General features: G+C 72.9%; 16 protein-coding genes. 7 read left to right on the forward strand and 9 right to left on the reverse strand.

The genetic code is table 11. The features are described from left to right. Window positions 1-44: 44 nt before the first annotated feature. The 4 genes from IE258_RS16235 to IE258_RS16250 all read left to right on the forward strand — a co-directional run bounded on the left by IE258_RS16235 (window position 45) and on the right by IE258_RS16250 (window position 4,246). Window positions 45-1,070 (forward strand): LacI family DNA-binding transcriptional regulator, encoded by a 1,026-nt coding sequence (locus IE258_RS16235; RefSeq protein ID WP_159324666.1) that lies wholly within the window; start codon window positions 45-47, stop codon window positions 1,068-1,070. Between the two features lie 237 nt (window positions 1,071-1,307). Next, window positions 1,308-2,456, forward strand: coding sequence for a glycoside hydrolase family 12 protein (locus IE258_RS16240; RefSeq protein ID WP_189744077.1), 1,149 nt, complete (start codon window positions 1,308-1,310; stop codon window positions 2,454-2,456). Window positions 2,457-2,602: 146 nt separating this feature from the next. Then, window positions 2,603-3,694, forward strand: a complete 1,092-nt coding sequence (locus IE258_RS16245) for a lytic polysaccharide monooxygenase (protein WP_189744079.1) — start codon at window positions 2,603-2,605, stop codon at window positions 3,692-3,694. Window positions 3,695-3,820: 126 nt separating this feature from the next. Continuing rightward, a complete protein-coding gene (locus tag IE258_RS16250) occupies window positions 3,821-4,246 on the forward strand; it encodes a luciferase domain-containing protein (RefSeq protein ID WP_189744081.1) in 426 nt (141 codons plus the stop codon). Here the strand turns inward: IE258_RS16250 and IE258_RS16255 are convergent. Next, window positions 4,209-5,810, reverse strand: coding sequence for an MFS transporter (locus IE258_RS16255; RefSeq protein WP_189744084.1), 1,602 nt, complete (start codon window positions 5,808-5,810; stop codon window positions 4,209-4,211). The two genes, IE258_RS16250 and IE258_RS16255, sit on opposite strands and share 38 nt — an antisense overlap. Window positions 5,811-5,973: 163 nt before the next feature. Further along, window positions 5,974-6,447: a MarR family winged helix-turn-helix transcriptional regulator gene (locus IE258_RS16260; RefSeq protein WP_189744087.1), complete on the reverse strand. Its 474-nt coding sequence runs from the start codon at window positions 6,445-6,447 to the stop codon at window positions 5,974-5,976. 121 nt (window positions 6,448-6,568) lie between these two features. Here IE258_RS16260 and IE258_RS16265 point away from each other — a divergent pair, with 121 nt between their 5' ends. Next, window positions 6,569-6,937: a DUF779 domain-containing protein gene (locus IE258_RS16265; protein WP_189744089.1), complete on the forward strand. Its 369-nt coding sequence runs from the start codon at window positions 6,569-6,571 to the stop codon at window positions 6,935-6,937. Between the two features lie 24 nt (window positions 6,938-6,961). On the opposite strand, the gene IE258_RS16270 is transcribed toward IE258_RS16265, so the two are convergent. Beyond that, entirely contained in the window at window positions 6,962-7,531 is a 570-nt protein-coding gene (locus IE258_RS16270) for a TetR/AcrR family transcriptional regulator (protein ID WP_189744091.1), read from the reverse strand. A 112-nt stretch (window positions 7,532-7,643) separates the two neighbouring features. Here IE258_RS16270 and IE258_RS16275 point away from each other — a divergent pair, with 112 nt between their 5' ends. Beyond that, window positions 7,644-9,143 (forward strand): MDR family MFS transporter, encoded by a 1,500-nt coding sequence (locus tag IE258_RS16275; protein WP_189744093.1) that lies wholly within the window; start codon window positions 7,644-7,646, stop codon window positions 9,141-9,143. Here IE258_RS16275 and IE258_RS16280 read toward each other — a convergent pair. From IE258_RS16280 to IE258_RS16305, 6 genes are all read right to left on the reverse strand, one after another. Then, on the reverse strand, window positions 9,133-9,327 hold the full coding sequence (locus IE258_RS16280) for a hypothetical protein (RefSeq protein WP_003977636.1): 195 nt from the start codon (window positions 9,325-9,327) through the stop codon (window positions 9,133-9,135). The genes IE258_RS16275 and IE258_RS16280 overlap by 11 nt on opposite strands. Window positions 9,328-9,442: 115 nt before the next feature. Next, window positions 9,443-10,306 (reverse strand): phosphatidylinositol-specific phospholipase C/glycerophosphodiester phosphodiesterase family protein, encoded by an 864-nt coding sequence (locus IE258_RS16285; RefSeq protein WP_189744095.1) that lies wholly within the window; start codon window positions 10,304-10,306, stop codon window positions 9,443-9,445. Window positions 10,307-10,490: 184 nt separating this feature from the next. After that, window positions 10,491-11,579, reverse strand: coding sequence for an acyl-CoA dehydrogenase family protein (locus tag IE258_RS16290; protein ID WP_189744097.1), 1,089 nt, complete (start codon window positions 11,577-11,579; stop codon window positions 10,491-10,493). Further along, entirely contained in the window at window positions 11,576-12,757 is a 1,182-nt protein-coding gene (locus IE258_RS16295; protein WP_189744099.1) for an acyl-CoA dehydrogenase, read from the reverse strand. Before IE258_RS16295 ends, IE258_RS16290 begins: the two co-directional genes overlap by 4 nt. Beyond that, window positions 12,754-13,734 carry an NADPH:quinone oxidoreductase family protein gene (locus IE258_RS16300; RefSeq protein ID WP_189744102.1) on the reverse strand — a complete coding sequence of 327 codons (981 nt, stop codon included), beginning with the start codon at window positions 13,732-13,734 and terminating at the stop codon, window positions 12,754-12,756. Before IE258_RS16300 ends, IE258_RS16295 begins: the two co-directional genes overlap by 4 nt. A gap of 84 nt (window positions 13,735-13,818) precedes the next feature. After that, window positions 13,819-14,394 (reverse strand): helix-turn-helix domain-containing protein, encoded by a 576-nt coding sequence (locus IE258_RS16305; protein WP_189744103.1) that lies wholly within the window; start codon window positions 14,392-14,394, stop codon window positions 13,819-13,821. A 77-nt stretch (window positions 14,395-14,471) separates the two neighbouring features. On the opposite strand from IE258_RS16305, the gene IE258_RS16310 reads away from it, so the two are divergent. Continuing rightward, on the forward strand, window positions 14,472-15,437 hold the full coding sequence (locus IE258_RS16310) for an NAD(P)/FAD-dependent oxidoreductase (protein ID WP_189744105.1): 966 nt from the start codon (window positions 14,472-14,474) through the stop codon (window positions 15,435-15,437). Window positions 15,438-15,540 lie beyond the last annotated feature (103 nt).

Below are 15,540 nucleotides of genomic sequence, written 5' to 3' on the forward strand. Positions count from 1 at the left end.
TCGCCGTAGTATTCGGATGATCTCGTGGGGGAAGGCGGGCCGACATGGGCAGGCAGCGTCCCGGTACGCCGACGCTGGAGGAGGTGGCCGCCCTCGCAGGCGTGGGCCGGGGCACCGTCTCAAGGGTGATCAACAACGCGACCGGCGTGCGGGACTCGACGCGCCGCGCCGTGCAGCGGGCCATCGCCGAGCTGGGGTACGTGCCGAATCTCGCGGCCCGTTCCCTGGCGGGCCACCGGGCGGACGCCGTCGCGCTGGTGATGACGGAGCCGGACTGGCGGCTGTTCGGGGAGCCGTTCTTCACCGAGATCGTCCACGCCGTCGGCGACGCCCTCACCGACACCCCGTTGCAGCTGCTGCTCACCCTGGTCCGGACGGAGACCGAGCGGCGGCGCTTCGTGGAGTACGCGCGCGGCGGCCGGGTCGACGGGGTGCTGCTCATGTCCGTGCACGCCGAGGATCCGCTGCCGGACATGCTCGCCAAGGCGGGGCTGCCCACGGTCATGCTGGGGCGGCGTTCCGGCGAGGAGAGCGTCACCTATGTCGACGCCGACAACACGGGCGGCGCGCGCGGCGCGGTCATGCATCTGCTGGACACCGGCCGCAGCACGATCGGGGCGATCAGCGGGCCGCTCGACATGTACGTCGCGCAGTGCCGCCTGCGCGGGTACCGGGAGGCATTGGAACCCGCGGGTGTACCGGCCGGGGCGTCGCTGGTGGTCGAGGGGGACGACTTCACGGAGGAGAGCGGACGCCGGGCGATGACGGAGCTGCTCGCCCGGCACCCGGACCTCGACGCGGTCTTCGCCGCCTCGGACACGCTGGCGGCCGGGGCACTCAACGCGCTGCGCGCGGCGGGCCGACGGGTGCCGCAGGACGTGGCCGTGATCGGCTTCGACGACTTCCACCCGGCCCGGCCCACGGACCCTCCGCTGACGACGGTCCGGCAGCCGCTGGAGGAGATCGGCCACACCATGGTGCGGCTGCTCCAGGAGGAGATGGAGGACCCCGCCGTCGCCTGGCGGCACGTCATCCTCCGCACCGAACTGGTGCTCCGGGACTCCGCCTGATCGACCCGAGCGCCGGGAGCGCTCCCGGCCGGGCCGCTCCCACCTGCGCCTTCGAGATTCTTTCGACAACTCTGGCGCGCACAGTCTTGTCAGGAACATGAACCGCTTCTACAGTCCCAACAACCGGTAAGTGGGAGCGCTCCCATCAGTGGGGAGTTGGGAGCGCTCCCGCACCGGCCCTACACCCCCACCCTTCTTCCCTTCCCCCCTCGCCCCCACCCCTCCCGGAGAGGCCCCATGCGAACGCCACGGCCCCAAGACCGCACCCGGCGCGGCCTCTTAGGCGCTCTGGGCGCGGCCCTGTCGACCTTCGCCCTCCTCACGTCACTCGTGACCGCCGCGGCCCCGGCCCAGGCGGACACCACGATCTGCGAGCCCTTCGGCACGACGACGGTCCAGGGACGCTACGTCGTCCAGAACAACCGCTGGGGTTCCAGCGCCACCCAGTGCGTCACCGCCACCGACACCGGTTTCCGCGTCACGCAGGCCGACGGTTCGGTGCCGACCAACGGGGCGCCGAAGTCGTACCCGTCGGTCTTCAACGGCTGTCACTACACGACCTGTTCGCCGGGCACCAGCCTCCCGGCCCGGCTCGACACCGTCTCCCGGGCGCCGTCAAGCATCTCGTACGGCTTCGTCGACACCGCCGTCTACAACGCTTCGTACGACATTTGGCTGGACCCGACTCCCCGGACCGACGGGGTCAACCGGACCGAGATCATGATCTGGTTCAACCGGGTGGGCCCGATCCAGCCCATCGGCTCGCCGGTGGGCACGGCCACGGTCGGCGGACGCACCTGGGAGGTGTGGAGCGGCGGCAACGGCTCCAACGACGTGCTGTCCTTCGTGGCACCGTCGGCGATCACCGGCTGGAGCTTCGACGTCATGGACTTCGTCCGGGCGACCGTCGCACGTGGGCTCGCCGAGGAGGACTGGTACCTGACGAGCGTTCAGGCGGGTTTCGAGCCCTGGCAGAACGGCGCCGGGCTGGCGGTGAACTCCTTCTCCTCCACCGTCGAGACCGGCGGCACCCCGGGCGGCACGGACCCCGGCGACCCGGGTGGCACGTCGGCGTGCGCGGTGTCGTACGGCACGAACGTGTGGCAGGACGGTTTCACCGCTGACGTCACCGTCACCAACACCGGTACGGCTCCCGTCGACGGCTGGCGGCTCGCCTTCACCCTCCCCTCGGGTCAGCGGATCACCAACGCCTGGAACGCCTCCGTCGCGCCGTCGACGGGCGCCGTCACGGTGACCGGAGCGAGTCACAACACCCGGATCGCCCCCGGCGGCAGCCTGTCGTTCGGCTTCCAGGGCACGTACGGCGGAGCCTTCGCCGAGCCGGCCGCCTTCCGCCTCAACGACGCCGACTGCACCACGGCGTAGCGGCCCGCCCCGCCCCACCCCCCCGCTCCTCGCCCGTCCGGTCGAAGCGCCCGCCCCGGACGGGCGGGGGTTCCATTTCGATCTTGTCATGTACGGCTCACATCGATCCCATCTGCTCATCCACGGACCGGAACCGGGAGACCCCTATGGTTCGACGCAACAGATTCCTTTCACTGGCGGCGGTACTGGCCACCCTGCTGAGCTCGCTCGGTGTGGCCCTTCTCTTCGGACAGGGGCGGGCCGAGGCGCACGGCGTGGCGATGATGCCCGGCTCCCGCACCTACCTGTGCCAGCTGGACGCCAAGACCGGCACCGGCGCCCTCGACCCGACGAACCCGGCCTGTCAGTCCGCGCTGGACCAGAGCGGCGCGACGGCCCTGTACAACTGGTTCGCCGTGCTCGACTCCAACGCGGGCGGCCGCGGCGCCGGTTATGTGCCGGACGGCACCCTGTGCAGCGCCGGCGACCGTTCCCCGTACGACTTCTCCGCCTACAACGCCGCCCGCTCGGACTGGCCCCGCACGCATCTGACGTCGGGGGCGACGATCCCGGTGCAGTACAGCAACTGGGCGGCCCACCCGGGTGACTTCCGGGTGTACCTGACCAAGCCGGGCTGGTCGCCCACGTCCGAGCTGGGCTGGGACGACCTGGAGCTTATCCAGACGGTCACCGATCCGCCCCAGCAGGGCTCGCCGGGCACCGACGGGGGCCACTACTACTGGGATCTCGCACTGCCCTCGGGCCGCTCGGGCAACGCACTGATCTTCATGCAGTGGGTGCGTTCGGACAGCCAGGAGAACTTCTTCTCCTGCTCGGACGTCGTCTTCGACGGCGGCAACGGAGAGGTCACCGGCATCCGCGGTTCCGGCAGCACTCCGGACCCGGATCCGACGCCGACCCCGACGGACCCGACCAACCCGCCGCACACCGGTTCCTGCATGGCCGTGTACTCCGTGGAGAACTCCTGGAGCGGCGGCTTCCAGGGCTCGGTCGAGGTGATGAACCACGGCACCGAGCCGCTGAACGGCTGGGCCGTGCAGTGGCGGCCGGGCGGCGGGACCACGCTCGGCGGGGTGTGGAACGGCTCGCTGTCCAGCGGCTCCGACGGGACCGTCACGGTCCGGAACGTGGACCACAACCGCGTCGTACCACCGGACGGGAGCGTGACCTTCGGCTTCACCGCCACGTCGACCGGCAACGACTTCCCGGTCGACTCGATCGGCTGCGTGACTCCCTGACACACATGCCCTGACGCACGTCGGGACACGGTCGGCGGGACCCCGCGGGCTCCCGCCGACCTCACGTGCCGGTTACGAATCGCTCAACCTCTGGTTGCGGAGCGGTGATCGGGCGACGATAGGGCCATGACTCCGGCCCAGCGCGCCTTTGAGCGGCTGCACGCCTGGCCCGACCTCTCGGCGGGTCCGGCCAGTTGCGGAACCGGACGGGCACTGTGCTCCGTCCGCGACGAGATCGTCCACTTCCACTCGGACCGGGACGTGGACCTCCACCTCACCCACCGGGCCATCCAGCGCTTCCAGTACGACCTCGGCGGCTCCACCGCCATCCGTCTGGTGCCCGGCTCCCGTTGGGTGACCGTGCACCTGGACTGCGACGCGGACGTCGACCTGCTGCTGAGCCTGGTGAGCATCGCGCTCAAGGCCCATCAGTCCCGGCCCCCGACCGACCTCACCCCCGGTGCCGCGGGGCCCGTGGGCCTCCCGACGTCCCCGGGGTGCAACTTCCACCGGGTCACGGTGCTTCCGCGCGCCGCGGCCGGGGAGGCCTGAGTCCGGCCGCGGCGAGAGCCGCGCCGAGCACGCAGAGGGCACCCGTGACGACGACGGCCACGTGGACGCCGTTCATGAACGCCTGCCCGCTGCCCTCCACCACGGCGGCCCGCAGCCCGGCCGGCATGTCCCCGGAGACGGGTGCCACGCCCATCGCCACGGCGTCCTCGGCCTCCCGGAGACCGTCGGCCACGGCCGGGGGCACGCCCGCGCCGGTCAGCTCACCGGTGAGGGTGCTGCCGACCTTGGCGCTGATCAGGGAGACCAGCACGGAGGTGCCGAGCGCGCCGCCGATCTGCAGGGTCGTCGCCTGGAGACCTCCCGCCACACCGCCGTCCCGGACGGGGGCGTTGCCGACGATGGCGTCGGAGGAGGCGGACATCACCATGCCGACGCCGAGGCCGAGCGCGATGAAGGGCGGCCACATCGTGGCGTAGGCGGAGTCGGTCTGCCAGGTGAGCATGCCGAAGCACGAGGCCGCCTGGAGCAGCATGCCCAGCGGCATGGTCAGCCGGGGCCCGAAGCGCTGGGTCAGGGCCGCTCCCAGGGGCGAGGCGACCAGCGAGGCGAGGCTGAGCGGGAGCGTCCGCACGCCCGCCTCGACCGGCGTGAAGCCGCGCACGTTCTGCAGGTAGAGCATGACGAAGAAGATCACGCCGAGCATGACGAAGAAGTTCAGCGCGGTGACGATCGCGCCGATGGTCAGCGCACGGCTGCGGAACAGGCGCATGGGCAGCAGCGGGTGCTCCACGCGGGTCTCGTAGCGGCCGAACACCAGCAGGAGTACGAGACCGGCGGCGACGGCGCCGAGGGTGCCCGCGGAGGTCCACCCCCAGGTCTCGCCCTTGACGACGCCGAAGACGACGGCGAGGAGGCCGAGGGCGAGCAGGACGAGGCCGGGTATGTCGAAGCGCTCGCGGCCCGCGGCGTTGCGGCTCTCCGGGAGGACGAGGGCGCCGAAGGCGATGGCGGCGACACCGATGGGGGCGTTGATGTAGAACACCGACTCCCAGTCGACGTGCTCCACCAGGAGGCCGCCGACGATGGGCCCGAGGGCCGTGGCGACGGCGGAGACCATGGCCCAGATGCCGACGGCCATGCCGAACTTCTTGGGCGGGAAGGCGGAGCGGAGCAGTCCGAGGGTGTTGGGCATCAGCAGTCCCCCGAAGGCGCCCTGGAGGGCGCGGAAGGCGACGACGCCCTCGATCGAACCGGACAGGCCGATGGCGACGGAGGCGAGGGTGAAGCCGGCGACTCCCACCAGGTAGTAGGTGCGGCGGCCGAAGCGGTCGCCGAGCTTGCCGCCGAGGATGAGGGTGGCGGCGAGGGCCAGCAGGTAGGCGTTGGTCACCCACTGGAGCTGGGCGGTGGACGCGTGCAGGTCGCTGCCGATCTCGGGGTTGGCGATGGCGACGACGGACCCGTCGAGCTGGACCATGAAGAGGCCGAACGCGACGGCGAGGAGGGTCAGCCACGGGTTGGACCGCAGTCGGCCGGCCGGCCGTGGGGCGGTGTCGGTCTCGGCCGCGGGCATGGCGGAGTGGTCCACGGAGGTGGAGGGCATGGAGGAGCTTCGCTTCCGATTTCGGAGTGGTGCGGGAAGGGATCGGCACGCCGCGAGGGCAGGCACATGGCTCGGCGGACGCCGCAAGGGCAGGCGCCTGCTCAGCGCACGCCGTGAGGACGGGCACGTGGCTCAGCGATCGCCGCGAGGCCGTGCGCGTGGGTCAGCGGACGCCGTGATGCAGGTGCCGCGTCAACGCGTCGAGGGCGTCCAGGGCGGAGCCGAGCGCGCCCTGCTGTCCCTCGGTGAGGGAGGTCAGGGCGTGGCGGATGAACGCGGTCTCCAGTTCCCGCACCTCGGACACCCGTTCACGGGCCGTGGCCGTGAGGTGGAGGTGGGCGATCCGCTTGTCGTCGCTGTCCCGCCGGCGCTCCAGGTCGCCCCGCTCGGTGAGCTGGGAGACCAGGGCGCTGACGTTGTTCGGCTTCATCAGCAGGGCCTCGGCGGCCTCGCGCACCGTGGCGCCCTCGTGCTGCGCGACGAACCGCAGCAGGGCGAGCTGCCCCTCGGGGGGCTTGGGGTGCGGGTACCGGGCGGTGACCTGTCGGTCCAGCGCCCGGTGCAGCGCGGGAAGGCACGCCGCGAGCCCGGAGGCCACGCGGTCGATGTCCCGGCGAGGGGTGCTGGAGTCGGTCACCCCGAGACAATAGATATGGTCGGATAGGTATGTCAAAAGAGGTACCTTGCGCAGGACGCGGCCGACCGTCACGGGCACCGCGCAACGCACTCGCAACGTTCCCCGTGCTGGCATACGCGGTATGGGCGACACATACGAGGAGACCCCGCGCGTCGAGCTGACCCCCGAGGCGTCCGCGCTGCTGCGGCAGCTCCGCGAGGCGCACGGCCCGCTGATGTTCCACCAGTCGGGCGGCTGCTGCGACGGCAGCGCCCCCATGTGCTACCCCGCCGGCGAGTTCCGCACCGGAGCCTCCGACGTCCTGCTCGGCGAACTGGCCGTCGAGGGCGTGGCGGAACCGGTGGAGTTCTGGATGTCGCGCAGCCAGTACGAGGCATGGCGGCACACCCGGCTGATCGTGGACGTCGTGCCGGGCCGCGGCAGCGGCTTCTCGCTGGAGGCGCCCGAGGGGGTGCGCTTCCTCATCCGCTCCCGCGTCCTGGACGCCTGAGCCCGGCCCCCTCCCCCTCGGCCGTCAGCGCACCAGGGGCAGGAAGATCGTGTCGACGATCTCCTCGACGACGTCGTCGGGGACCGGCGCGAGGGTCGCGAGGATCTCCTGGCGCAGCAGGTCGAAGGGGAGGGACCTGACGCGCCCGGTGAGCCGTTCCGCTCTGGCCTCGCCGCGTGCGACGGCCCGGTCGTAGACGTCGGCGAGCGCGTCCGCGGACTTCCCGCGCGCAGCGTCGAGCAGGTCGCCGGGGTTGGTGCCGGTCTCCTGGTAGTAGCCGGCCAGGTGCGCGTACATGAGGATGACGAGCCGGGCGTTGGCGGAGCCGATCTCCCGCATGAGGGCGAGGACGTCCCCCCGCAGGCTTCCCGTGTCGGGCGTGTCGACGCGCGCCTCCTCCAGGGCGTGCGCGACGGCCGCCCGGGCCAGTTCGTCGCGGTGCGACCAGCGGCGGTACAGCACCGGCGGGCTGGTGCCCGCGCGCCTGACGACGGCATCCATGGTGAACCTGGCGTAGCCGCGCTCGGCGAGTTCGTCCCAGGCCGCGTCCAGGAGCGCCTTCTCCAGTGCCGCTCCGCGGCGCCGCTGCGCCATCCGCATCTCCTCGTCCCCTCGAATTGGAAAGAGTTGCCTTTCTTACTCTATCGCCCTACTCTGCTCCGGCGAAGGTAAGAAAGAGCGTCCTATCTTAAGGAGGTGGGGGATCATGGGCACCCCCCTCGGGGCCGCGCCCGCCGCGGCGGGTCCCGATCGCGTCGACCCCGCCGTGTGGCGCATCGGGGCCACCCTCGTCGTGGGCGCGCTCGCCGTCGTCTTCGACACCACCGTCGTCAGCGTCGCGCTGGGCGACCTGGCGACGGCGTTCGACGCCCCGCTGGCCACCGTCCAGTGGGTGAGCACCGGCTATCTGCTGGCGGTGTTCGTCACCATCCCGCTCGCCGTGTGGGCCCAGTCGCGCTTCGGCGGCCGGCGGCTGTGGATCGGGGCGCTGGGCGGGTTCCTGCTCGGCTCGGTCCTGAGCGCGCTGGCGTGGAACGCCACGAGTCTGATCGTCTTCCGTGTCGTCCAGGGCCTGGCGGGCGGCATCATGATGCCGCTCATGGCCACCCTGCTCATGCAGGCGGCCAAGGGCCGCCATCCGGGCAAGGTCATGGCGATCACCACGGTACCCACCGCGCTCGGCCCGGTCCTGGGCCCGGTTCTGGGCGGCCTCGTCCTGCATCTGGCCGACTGGCGCTGGATGTTCTTCGTCAACATCCCGTTCTGCGTAGTCGGCGGATGGCTGGCCCTGCGGAACCTCCCCGACGACCGGCCGGAGCCCGGCGGCCCCCGCGTCCGCCTGGACGTGGTCGGCCTGCTCCTGCTCTGCCCGGGCGTCACCGCCCTGGTCTACGGCCTGTCCCGGGTCGAGGGCAGCGCGGGCCTCACCGGCGCCACCGTCCTCGTGCCGCTGCTCGGCGGACTCGCCCTCGTCGGCGGCTTCACCGTCCGGTCCCTGACCCGCCCCGGCGGTTCCCTGGTCGATCTGCGGCTGCTGCGCCACCGTGCGGTGGCCTCCTCCGCCACCCTGCTCTTCCTGGGCGGCATCGCGCTGTACGGGCCGATGACGCTGCTTCCGCTGTACTTCCAGCAGGTCCGCGGCGAGGACGCCCTCGGCGCCGGGCTCCTGCTCGTCCCGCAGGGTGCCGGGGCGCTGCTCGCACGCGGCCTGGCGGGCAGGTACATGGACCGCGTCGGCCCCCGCCGGGTCGCCGTCGCCGCCTTCGCCCTCGTCGCCGTGGCCACGGTGCCGTTCGCCTTCGTCACCGCCGGCACCGGCGGCACCGGCGGGACGCCGCTCATGGCCGCGCTGTTCGTCCGCGGCCTCGCGCTCGGCGCCGCCATGATCGCGCCGATGGGCGCGGCCTACGTCGGGCTGCGCCACCGGGAGATCCCCGACGCCGGTGTCATCACCCGCGTCGCCCAGCAGATCGGCGGCTCGGTGGGGATCGCCGTGCTCGCCGTCGTCCTGCAGCACGCCTCGCTCGGTGCCCACGGTCCGGGCGCCCTGGCCGACGCCTTCGACCGGGCCTTCTGGTGGTCGGTGGCCCTCACCGCACTCGCCGTCCCGCTGTGCCTGCTGCTGCCCGGCCGGCCGCGGCCCCCGTCCCCCACCGGGCCGGCACGGACCGGCGCGGTGGCCGGTCCCCGCCGCCCTACGGTCTGAGGCTCCCCACGATGTCCGCCGTCGCGGTCAGTCCGCTGTTGATGGTCGGGGCGATGCTCGTGCTCGCCAGGTAGAAGCCGAGCAGCAGGCACACCAGTGCGTGCGAGACCTTCAGCCCGCCGTTGCGCAGGAAGAGCACCGCAAGGATGGACAGCAAGAGCACCACAGAGATGGAAACGGCCATCGTCAACCTCCTCCGCCACGTCCACTTCGCGGCGTTCGGCCGTAAGTGTGGCGTAGCGGAGGGTTCGTCCGTGCGGCTGACCTGTCCTCCGAACGAGTGGTGTCCCTGGGCCGCCCTACGCGCCGCGGTGGGCGTCGAGGAACGCCTCGAGGCCCGCGAGGTCGTCGGTGTTGAGATGGTCGACCCCGGCGGCCAGCAGTTCCGCCCACACCGCGTCCCGCGCGGGCCCCGCCACGTCGGGCGTGGCCCAGAAGCGCACCCGCTGCCCGCGGGCGTGGGCCGCGCCCACGATGTCCCGCAGCTTGCGCCGCTCGGCCGCCGGGAAGGCGCCGACGCCCTGCCAGGTGAAGTTGAGCGTCCAGTTGTCGCTGATCAGCGGGACGAAGGAGGCCGGTGCGGCGGTGCCGAGGTCGGTGAGGCGGCCGTCGTAGAAGGCCCGGCGGGTGCGCTGGGCCGCCATGGGCGCGCGAGCGGCGCGGTCGCCGGAGACCACCGCGGTGACCGCGCCCGGGAACACCCCTCCGTGGGCGTAGGAGGTGAACAGGTGGTGGTAGCGGCGCAGTCGGCGGTCGAGTTCGAGGTACGTCGCCTCGCCCTCGGTCTTGATGTCGATCAGGAGTTGCAGGGCGCGGCGGTCCCGCCGGTAGACCCGGCCGTGCTGCGCGCGGACGCGGGCGGCGAGCGGGTCGAGGTAGAGCGACTCCAGGGTGCGGGACGGGTCGAGGTCCTCGGGGTCGTGGGCGACCAGGAGTTGGCCGCCGACCAGGTAGATGTCGGCCTCGACGCTGCCGAAGCGGTGGTCGAGGGCGTCGAGGAGGGGCCGGGGGTGCTCGTAGTCGTTGTGGGCGTGCGCGCGCCACAACGGGCGCGGCCCGTGCCTGCCTTCGGACGCCAGCGCGGTGCCGGCGGGCAGGGCGACCGCGCCCGCGAGGGCGGCGCCGAGGGTGGTGAGGGCTCTGCGTCGGGTGGTGAGGGCCATGCTCTGCCTCCCTGGAAGTGCCGTACGGGACCCCAGTGAGTATGGGGTCCCGTCGGCCTCGGGGAGCAGAGTCGTGCGGGGAGTTGGCCGGACCGCCGCCGGTCGTTCACTTCACCGGCGGCTTCCCGGACCGGACGCACCCGCGTGCGCGGCACCGGACGCACTCGCGTGCGCGGCAGGTACGTCAGGGCGCCCGCAGGTCGACCAGTTCGGCCAGCGCCGCGCGGTGGGCGCCCGCCGCGCCGTAGGCGATCGAGTCGGCCTTGGCCCGCTTGAGGTACAGGTGGACCGGGTGTTCCCACGTCATGCCGATGCCGCCGTGCAGTTGCAGCGCCTCCTCGGCGGCGTGGACCGCGACCTGGGCCGCGTACGCCTGGGCCACGGCCACCGCCACGTCGGTGTCCACGCCGGTCGCCAGGGCGTCGGCGGCGTTGCGGGCGGCGGCGCGCAGGCCCGCCACCTCCAGCCACAGCCGGGCGAGCCGGTGCTTGAGGGCCTGGAAGCCGCCGACCTGGCGGTTGAACTGCTTGCGTTCCTTGAGGTAGCGGACCGTCTCGGTCAGCAGCCAGTCGGCGAGGCCCAGTTGTTCGCAGGCGAGCAGCCCGGCACCGGCGCGCAGCGCCCGGCGCACGGCGGGCCCCGCCTCGCCGAGCCGGCGCCCCACGGCGCCGTCCAGGGTCACGCGCGCCACCGGCCGGGTGGCGTCGAGAGACACCTGCCCGGTGACCGTCGCGTCGGCGGCGCCGACCGCGTACAGGCCGCCGTCGTCGGCGGGCACGAGCAGCACGTCGGCGAAGGAGGCGTCGGCGATGCCGGTCAACTCGCCGTGCAGCGCGCCCGCTTCGAGTCGTACCTGCGGGACGGCGCCGCCCGGCGCCACGTGCAGCCCGACGGCCAGTACGGCGACGGTGGTGGCGGACGCCAGCTCGCCCAGCAGGTCGTCCGCCGCGCAGGCCAGCAGCGCCTCGGTGGCGACGACGGCGCTCGTCAGGTACGGCACGGGTGCGACCGCCCGGCCCAGTTCCTCCAGGACGACGCCCGCTTCGCGGTGGGTGGCGCCCTGGCCGCCCAGGTGCTCCGGGATCAGCAGGCCCGCCAGGCCCATCGAGTCGGCGAGGGCCTTCCACAGCGACGCGTCGTGCGGGGCGGCCGACTCGGTGCGGGTGATGACACCCGCCGGGTCGCAGTGGTCGGTGAGCAGGTCCCGGACGGCGGCGCGCAGCGCCTCTTCCTCCTCCGAGTGGAGCAGGGCGGGTTCCGGCTGTGCGCTCATCGGGCGAGGTCCTTCCATGCGACGTCCTTGTCGGTGCGCGGCTCGGCGGGCAGGCCGAGGACGCGCTCGGCGACGATGTTCAGCAGGACCTCGCTGGTCCCGCCCTCGATGCTGTTGCCCTTGGACCGCAGGTAGCGGTAGCCGGCGTCGCGGCCGGTGAAGTCGACCAGTTCGGGGCGGCGCATGGTCCAGTCGTCGTAGAGCAGGCCCTCCTCGCCGAGGAGTTCGACCTCCAGTCCGCTGATCTCCTGGTTGAGCCGGGCGAAGTTCAGCTTCATGCCGGCGCCCTCCGGGCCGGGCTGGCCGGCCGCCAGTTGCTGGCGCAGGCGCACGCCGGTGAGACGGGCGACCTCGGCCTCGACCCACAGGCCGAGCAGCCGCTGGTGCAGGTCGTGGGTGCGCAGTTCGGGGCGCTCGCGCCAGGTCGCGGCGGCCTTGCCGATCATGCCGCCCTCGCGGGGGATCGGCGTGCCGCCGATAGCGACGCGTTCGTTGTTCAGCGTGGTCTGCGCGACCCGCCAGCCGTCGCCGATCTCGCCGAGGCGGCGGGAGTCGGGGATGCGGACGTCGGTGAGGAACACCTCGTTGAACTCGGCCTCGCCGGTGATCTGGCGCAGCGGCCGCACCTCGACGCCGGGGTCGGTCATGTCGCACACGAAGTAGGTGATGCCCCGGTGCTTGGGCACGTCCGGGTCGGTGCGGGCGATGAGGATGGCCCAGCGGGCGAGGTGCGCGCTGGAGGTCCACACCTTCTGCCCGTTGACGACCCAGTCCTCACCGTCCCGTACCGCGCGCGTGCCGAGGGCCGCCAGGTCGGACCCGGCGCCCGGCTCGCTGAAGAGCTGGCACCAGACCTCCTCGCCGGTCCACAGCGGGCGCAGCAGCCGGCGCCGCTGCTCCTCGGTGCCGTACTGGAGGATGGTCGGGGCGGCCATGCCGAGGCCGATGCCGATCCGCCGGGGGTCGTTGTCGGGGGCGCCCTCGGCTGCCAACTCGGCGTCCACGACGGCCTGGAGGGAGCGCGTCGCACCGAGTCCGCCGAGTCCCTGCGGGTAGTGCACCCAGGCCAGTCCGGCGTCGAAGCGGGCCCGGAGGAAGTCCAGTCGGTCCGTGGCGGCCGGTGGGTGCGCGGCGAGCAACTCACGGGTACGGCGGCGCAGTTCCGCTGCGTCGGTCATGCGGCGGCTCCCTTGTCCTGGTTCTCCGGTACGACGGCCAGGCGGCCGGTGGTCCTGCCGTCGGCGACGCGCTGTACGGCGTCGGCGGCGGCGGCGAGCGGCACCCGCTCGCTCACCAGAGGCTTGATCGCGCCCCGCGCGGCCAGCTCGGTGAGCTGTTCGTGGCAGTGCTGGACCAGCTGCGGGTTCTTGGTGTTGTACAGGCCCCAGTGCAGGCCGAGGATCGCGTAGTTCTTCACCAGCGCGTGGTTCAGCGCGGGGCTGGGGATGGTGCCGCTCGCGAAGCCGACGACGACGATCCGGCCCTCGAAGGCGACGACCTTGGCGGACTGGGCGTAGGCCCCGCCGCCGACCGGGTCGTAGATCACGTCGGCGCCGCGGCCGCCGGTGGCCTCCTTCACGGCGGCGACGACGTCCTCGGCGTGCCGGTCGACGACCACGTCGCAGCCCAGCTCGCGCGCGACGGCCGCCTTCTCGGGGCCGCCGACGACGCCGACGACGGTGGCACCCGCCGCCTTGCCGAGCTGCACGGCGGCGCTTCCGACGCCGCCCGCGGCGGCGTGGACCAGCAGGGTCTCCCCGGACTGCAGCCGGGCCCGGCGGTGCAGGCCGAACCAGCCGGTCTGGTAGCCGATGTGCAGGGCGGCGGCCTCGGCGTCGTCGAGGGCGTCCGGCGCGGGCAGCAGGGCACGGGCGTCGGCGAGGGCGTACTCGGCGAAGCCGCCGTGCGGCAGCGCCGGGTTGGCGATGACGCGGCGTCCGTCCTCGGTCTCGCCGCAGATCTCCACGCCCGGCGTGAACGGCAGCGGCGGCCGGACCTGGTACTGGCCCCGGCACATCAGGGCGTCCGGGAAGTTGATGTTCGCGGCGCGGACCCTGAGCAGGACCTGACCGTCGCCCGGCGTCGGCGGCGACACGTCCGCGAGGCGCATCACCTCGCCCGGCTCGCCGTTCTCGTGCACCTGCCATGCCTGCATGCGGGGCCTCCACCGACTGCGTCGTCCGACCGGGTCCTCCGCATACTAAGCGGTCGCTTGCCGATCAGGGAACAGGGCGAGGCGTCACGCCTGCGCGGGCCGCGCCCGTACGTGCATCCGCTCACCCTGCGGGCCGAAGAGGCTGAGGAACTCGGCCGGGCCCTCCCCCGTCGACCCGAACCAGTGCGGCACCCGGGTGTCGAACTCGGCCGCCTCCCCCGCCGACAGCACCACGTCGTGCTCGCCGAGCACGAGCCGCAGCCGGCCGGAGAGGACGTAGAGCCACTCGTACCCCTCGTGGGTGCGCGGGTCGGGCTCCTCGTTCCGCTGGGGCTCCAGCACCTTGAACGCCTGGAGGCCGCCCGCCTGGCGGGTGAGCGGCCAGTGGGTGCGGCCGTGCCGCACGATGGGCTTGGCGCGCACCCGGGGGTCGTCGACCCGCGGGGCACCGACCAGTTCGTCGAGCGGCACCTGGTGGGCCTGGGCGATCGGCAGCAGCAGTTCGAGGCTCGGCTTGCGCAGGCCCGACTCCAGCCGCGACAGGGTGCTCACCGAGATGCCGGTCGACTCGGACAGCGCCGCCAGTGTCACCTCGCGCTCCTTGCGCACCTGGCGGAGCCGCGGCCCTACACCGGCGAGGACATCGTCTGCGGTCGTCATGCGTTTATTGCAGTTCCGGCAAACTAGTTTGTCAATCCCGCGGTGTCCGAGCGACCTTCTACGTGGAGGTGGTCACCATGACCCGCAACAAGGACGTCACGCAGAGCAAGGACCTGACCGGCACCTACGACGTGGTGGTCGTCGGCGGTGGCGCGGCGGGGCTCTCCGCCGCGCTGGTACTGGGCCGCTCACGGCTGCGCACCCTGGTGGTCGACGCCGGCGAGCCCCGCAACGCGCCCTCGGCCCACATGCAGGGCTACCTGACCCGGGACGGCATGTCCCCGGCCGAGTTCCTGGCGCTGGGCCGTCAGGAGATCGCGCGCTACGGAGTGGAGCTGGTCCGCGACCGCGCCGTGGACGTGTCCCGGGACGAGGACTTCGCGGTACGGCTGGTCGGCGGGGAGACCGTGCGTGCCCGCCGGCTGATCGTCACCACCGGGCTCAGGGACGAGCTGCCGACCGTGCCCGGGGTCGCCGAGCGGTACGGCCGGGACGTGCTGCACTGCCCGTTCTGCCACGGCTGGGAGGTGCGGGACGAGCGCTTCGGCGTCCTGGCCACCAGCCCGCTCAGCGTGCACCAGGCCCTGATGGTGTCCGGCTGGTCGGACGACGTGACGCTCTTCCTGCACACGGTCGCCGAGCGGGAGCTGTCCGACGACGACCTGCGGCGGCTCGCCGCGGCCGGGGTCAAGGTGGTGCCCGGCGAGGTCGCCGCCCTGCGCATCGAGGACGACCGGCTCACCGGGGTGCGGCTGGCGGACGGCACGGCGCACGACCGCACGGTGGTGTTCGTCGCGCCGAAGGCGGTCCCGCAGACCGGCCTGATGGAGCGGCTGGGGGCCCAGCTGCAGGAGACGCCGTTCGGCGCCTACCCCGTGGTGGACCCGACGGGCCGGACCAGCGTGCCCGGCGTGTGGACCGCGGGCAACGCGATGGGCCTCGCCGAGCAGGTCGTGCACGCGGCGAGCGGAGGGTACCGCGCGGCGTCGGCGGTCGTCGGCGACCTGATCATGTCGGACCTGGACGCGGCCGTCGCCGAGTGAGGACGGCCCCGGGCCCGGGGGGAGTACGCCGGTATACGGCGCCCGCGGAATCCCGCGGCAGCCGCGGGGTGTGCGCCCGCCTTCTCCGGTGCACCATGACTGC

Origin of the sequence: Streptomyces tendae (assembly GCF_014650435.1) — a bacterium.
Classification (GTDB): Bacteria; Actinomycetota; Actinomycetes; order Streptomycetales; family Streptomycetaceae; genus Streptomyces; species Streptomyces tendae.

Coding starts and splice junctions, on each gene's coding strand:
- IE258_RS16235 (WP_159324666.1), top strand. CDS start 45: ATGGGCAGGCAGCGTCCCGGTACGCCGACGCTGGAGGAGGTGGCCGCC.
- IE258_RS16240 (WP_189744077.1), top strand. CDS start 1,308: ATGCGAACGCCACGGCCCCAAGACCGCACCCGGCGCGGCCTCTTAGGC.
- IE258_RS16245 (WP_189744079.1), top strand. CDS start 2,603: ATGGTTCGACGCAACAGATTCCTTTCACTGGCGGCGGTACTGGCCACC.
- IE258_RS16250 (WP_189744081.1), top strand. CDS start 3,821: ATGACTCCGGCCCAGCGCGCCTTTGAGCGGCTGCACGCCTGGCCCGAC.
- IE258_RS16255 (WP_189744084.1), bottom strand. CDS start 5,810: ATGCCCTCCACCTCCGTGGACCACTCCGCCATGCCCGCGGCCGAGACC.
- IE258_RS16265 (WP_189744089.1), top strand. CDS start 6,569: ATGGGCGACACATACGAGGAGACCCCGCGCGTCGAGCTGACCCCCGAG.
- IE258_RS16270 (WP_189744091.1), bottom strand. CDS start 7,531: ATGGCGCAGCGGCGCCGCGGAGCGGCACTGGAGAAGGCGCTCCTGGAC.
- IE258_RS16275 (WP_189744093.1), top strand. CDS start 7,644: ATGGGCACCCCCCTCGGGGCCGCGCCCGCCGCGGCGGGTCCCGATCGC.
- IE258_RS16280 (WP_003977636.1), bottom strand. CDS start 9,327: ATGGCCGTTTCCATCTCTGTGGTGCTCTTGCTGTCCATCCTTGCGGTG.
- IE258_RS16285 (WP_189744095.1), bottom strand. CDS start 10,306: ATGGCCCTCACCACCCGACGCAGAGCCCTCACCACCCTCGGCGCCGCC.
- IE258_RS16290 (WP_189744097.1), bottom strand. CDS start 11,579: ATGAGCGCACAGCCGGAACCCGCCCTGCTCCACTCGGAGGAGGAAGAG.
- IE258_RS16295 (WP_189744099.1), bottom strand. CDS start 12,757: ATGACCGACGCAGCGGAACTGCGCCGCCGTACCCGTGAGTTGCTCGCC.
- IE258_RS16300 (WP_189744102.1), bottom strand. CDS start 13,734: ATGCAGGCATGGCAGGTGCACGAGAACGGCGAGCCGGGCGAGGTGATG.
- IE258_RS16305 (WP_189744103.1), bottom strand. CDS start 14,394: ATGACGACCGCAGACGATGTCCTCGCCGGTGTAGGGCCGCGGCTCCGC.
- IE258_RS16310 (WP_189744105.1), top strand. CDS start 14,472: ATGACCCGCAACAAGGACGTCACGCAGAGCAAGGACCTGACCGGCACC.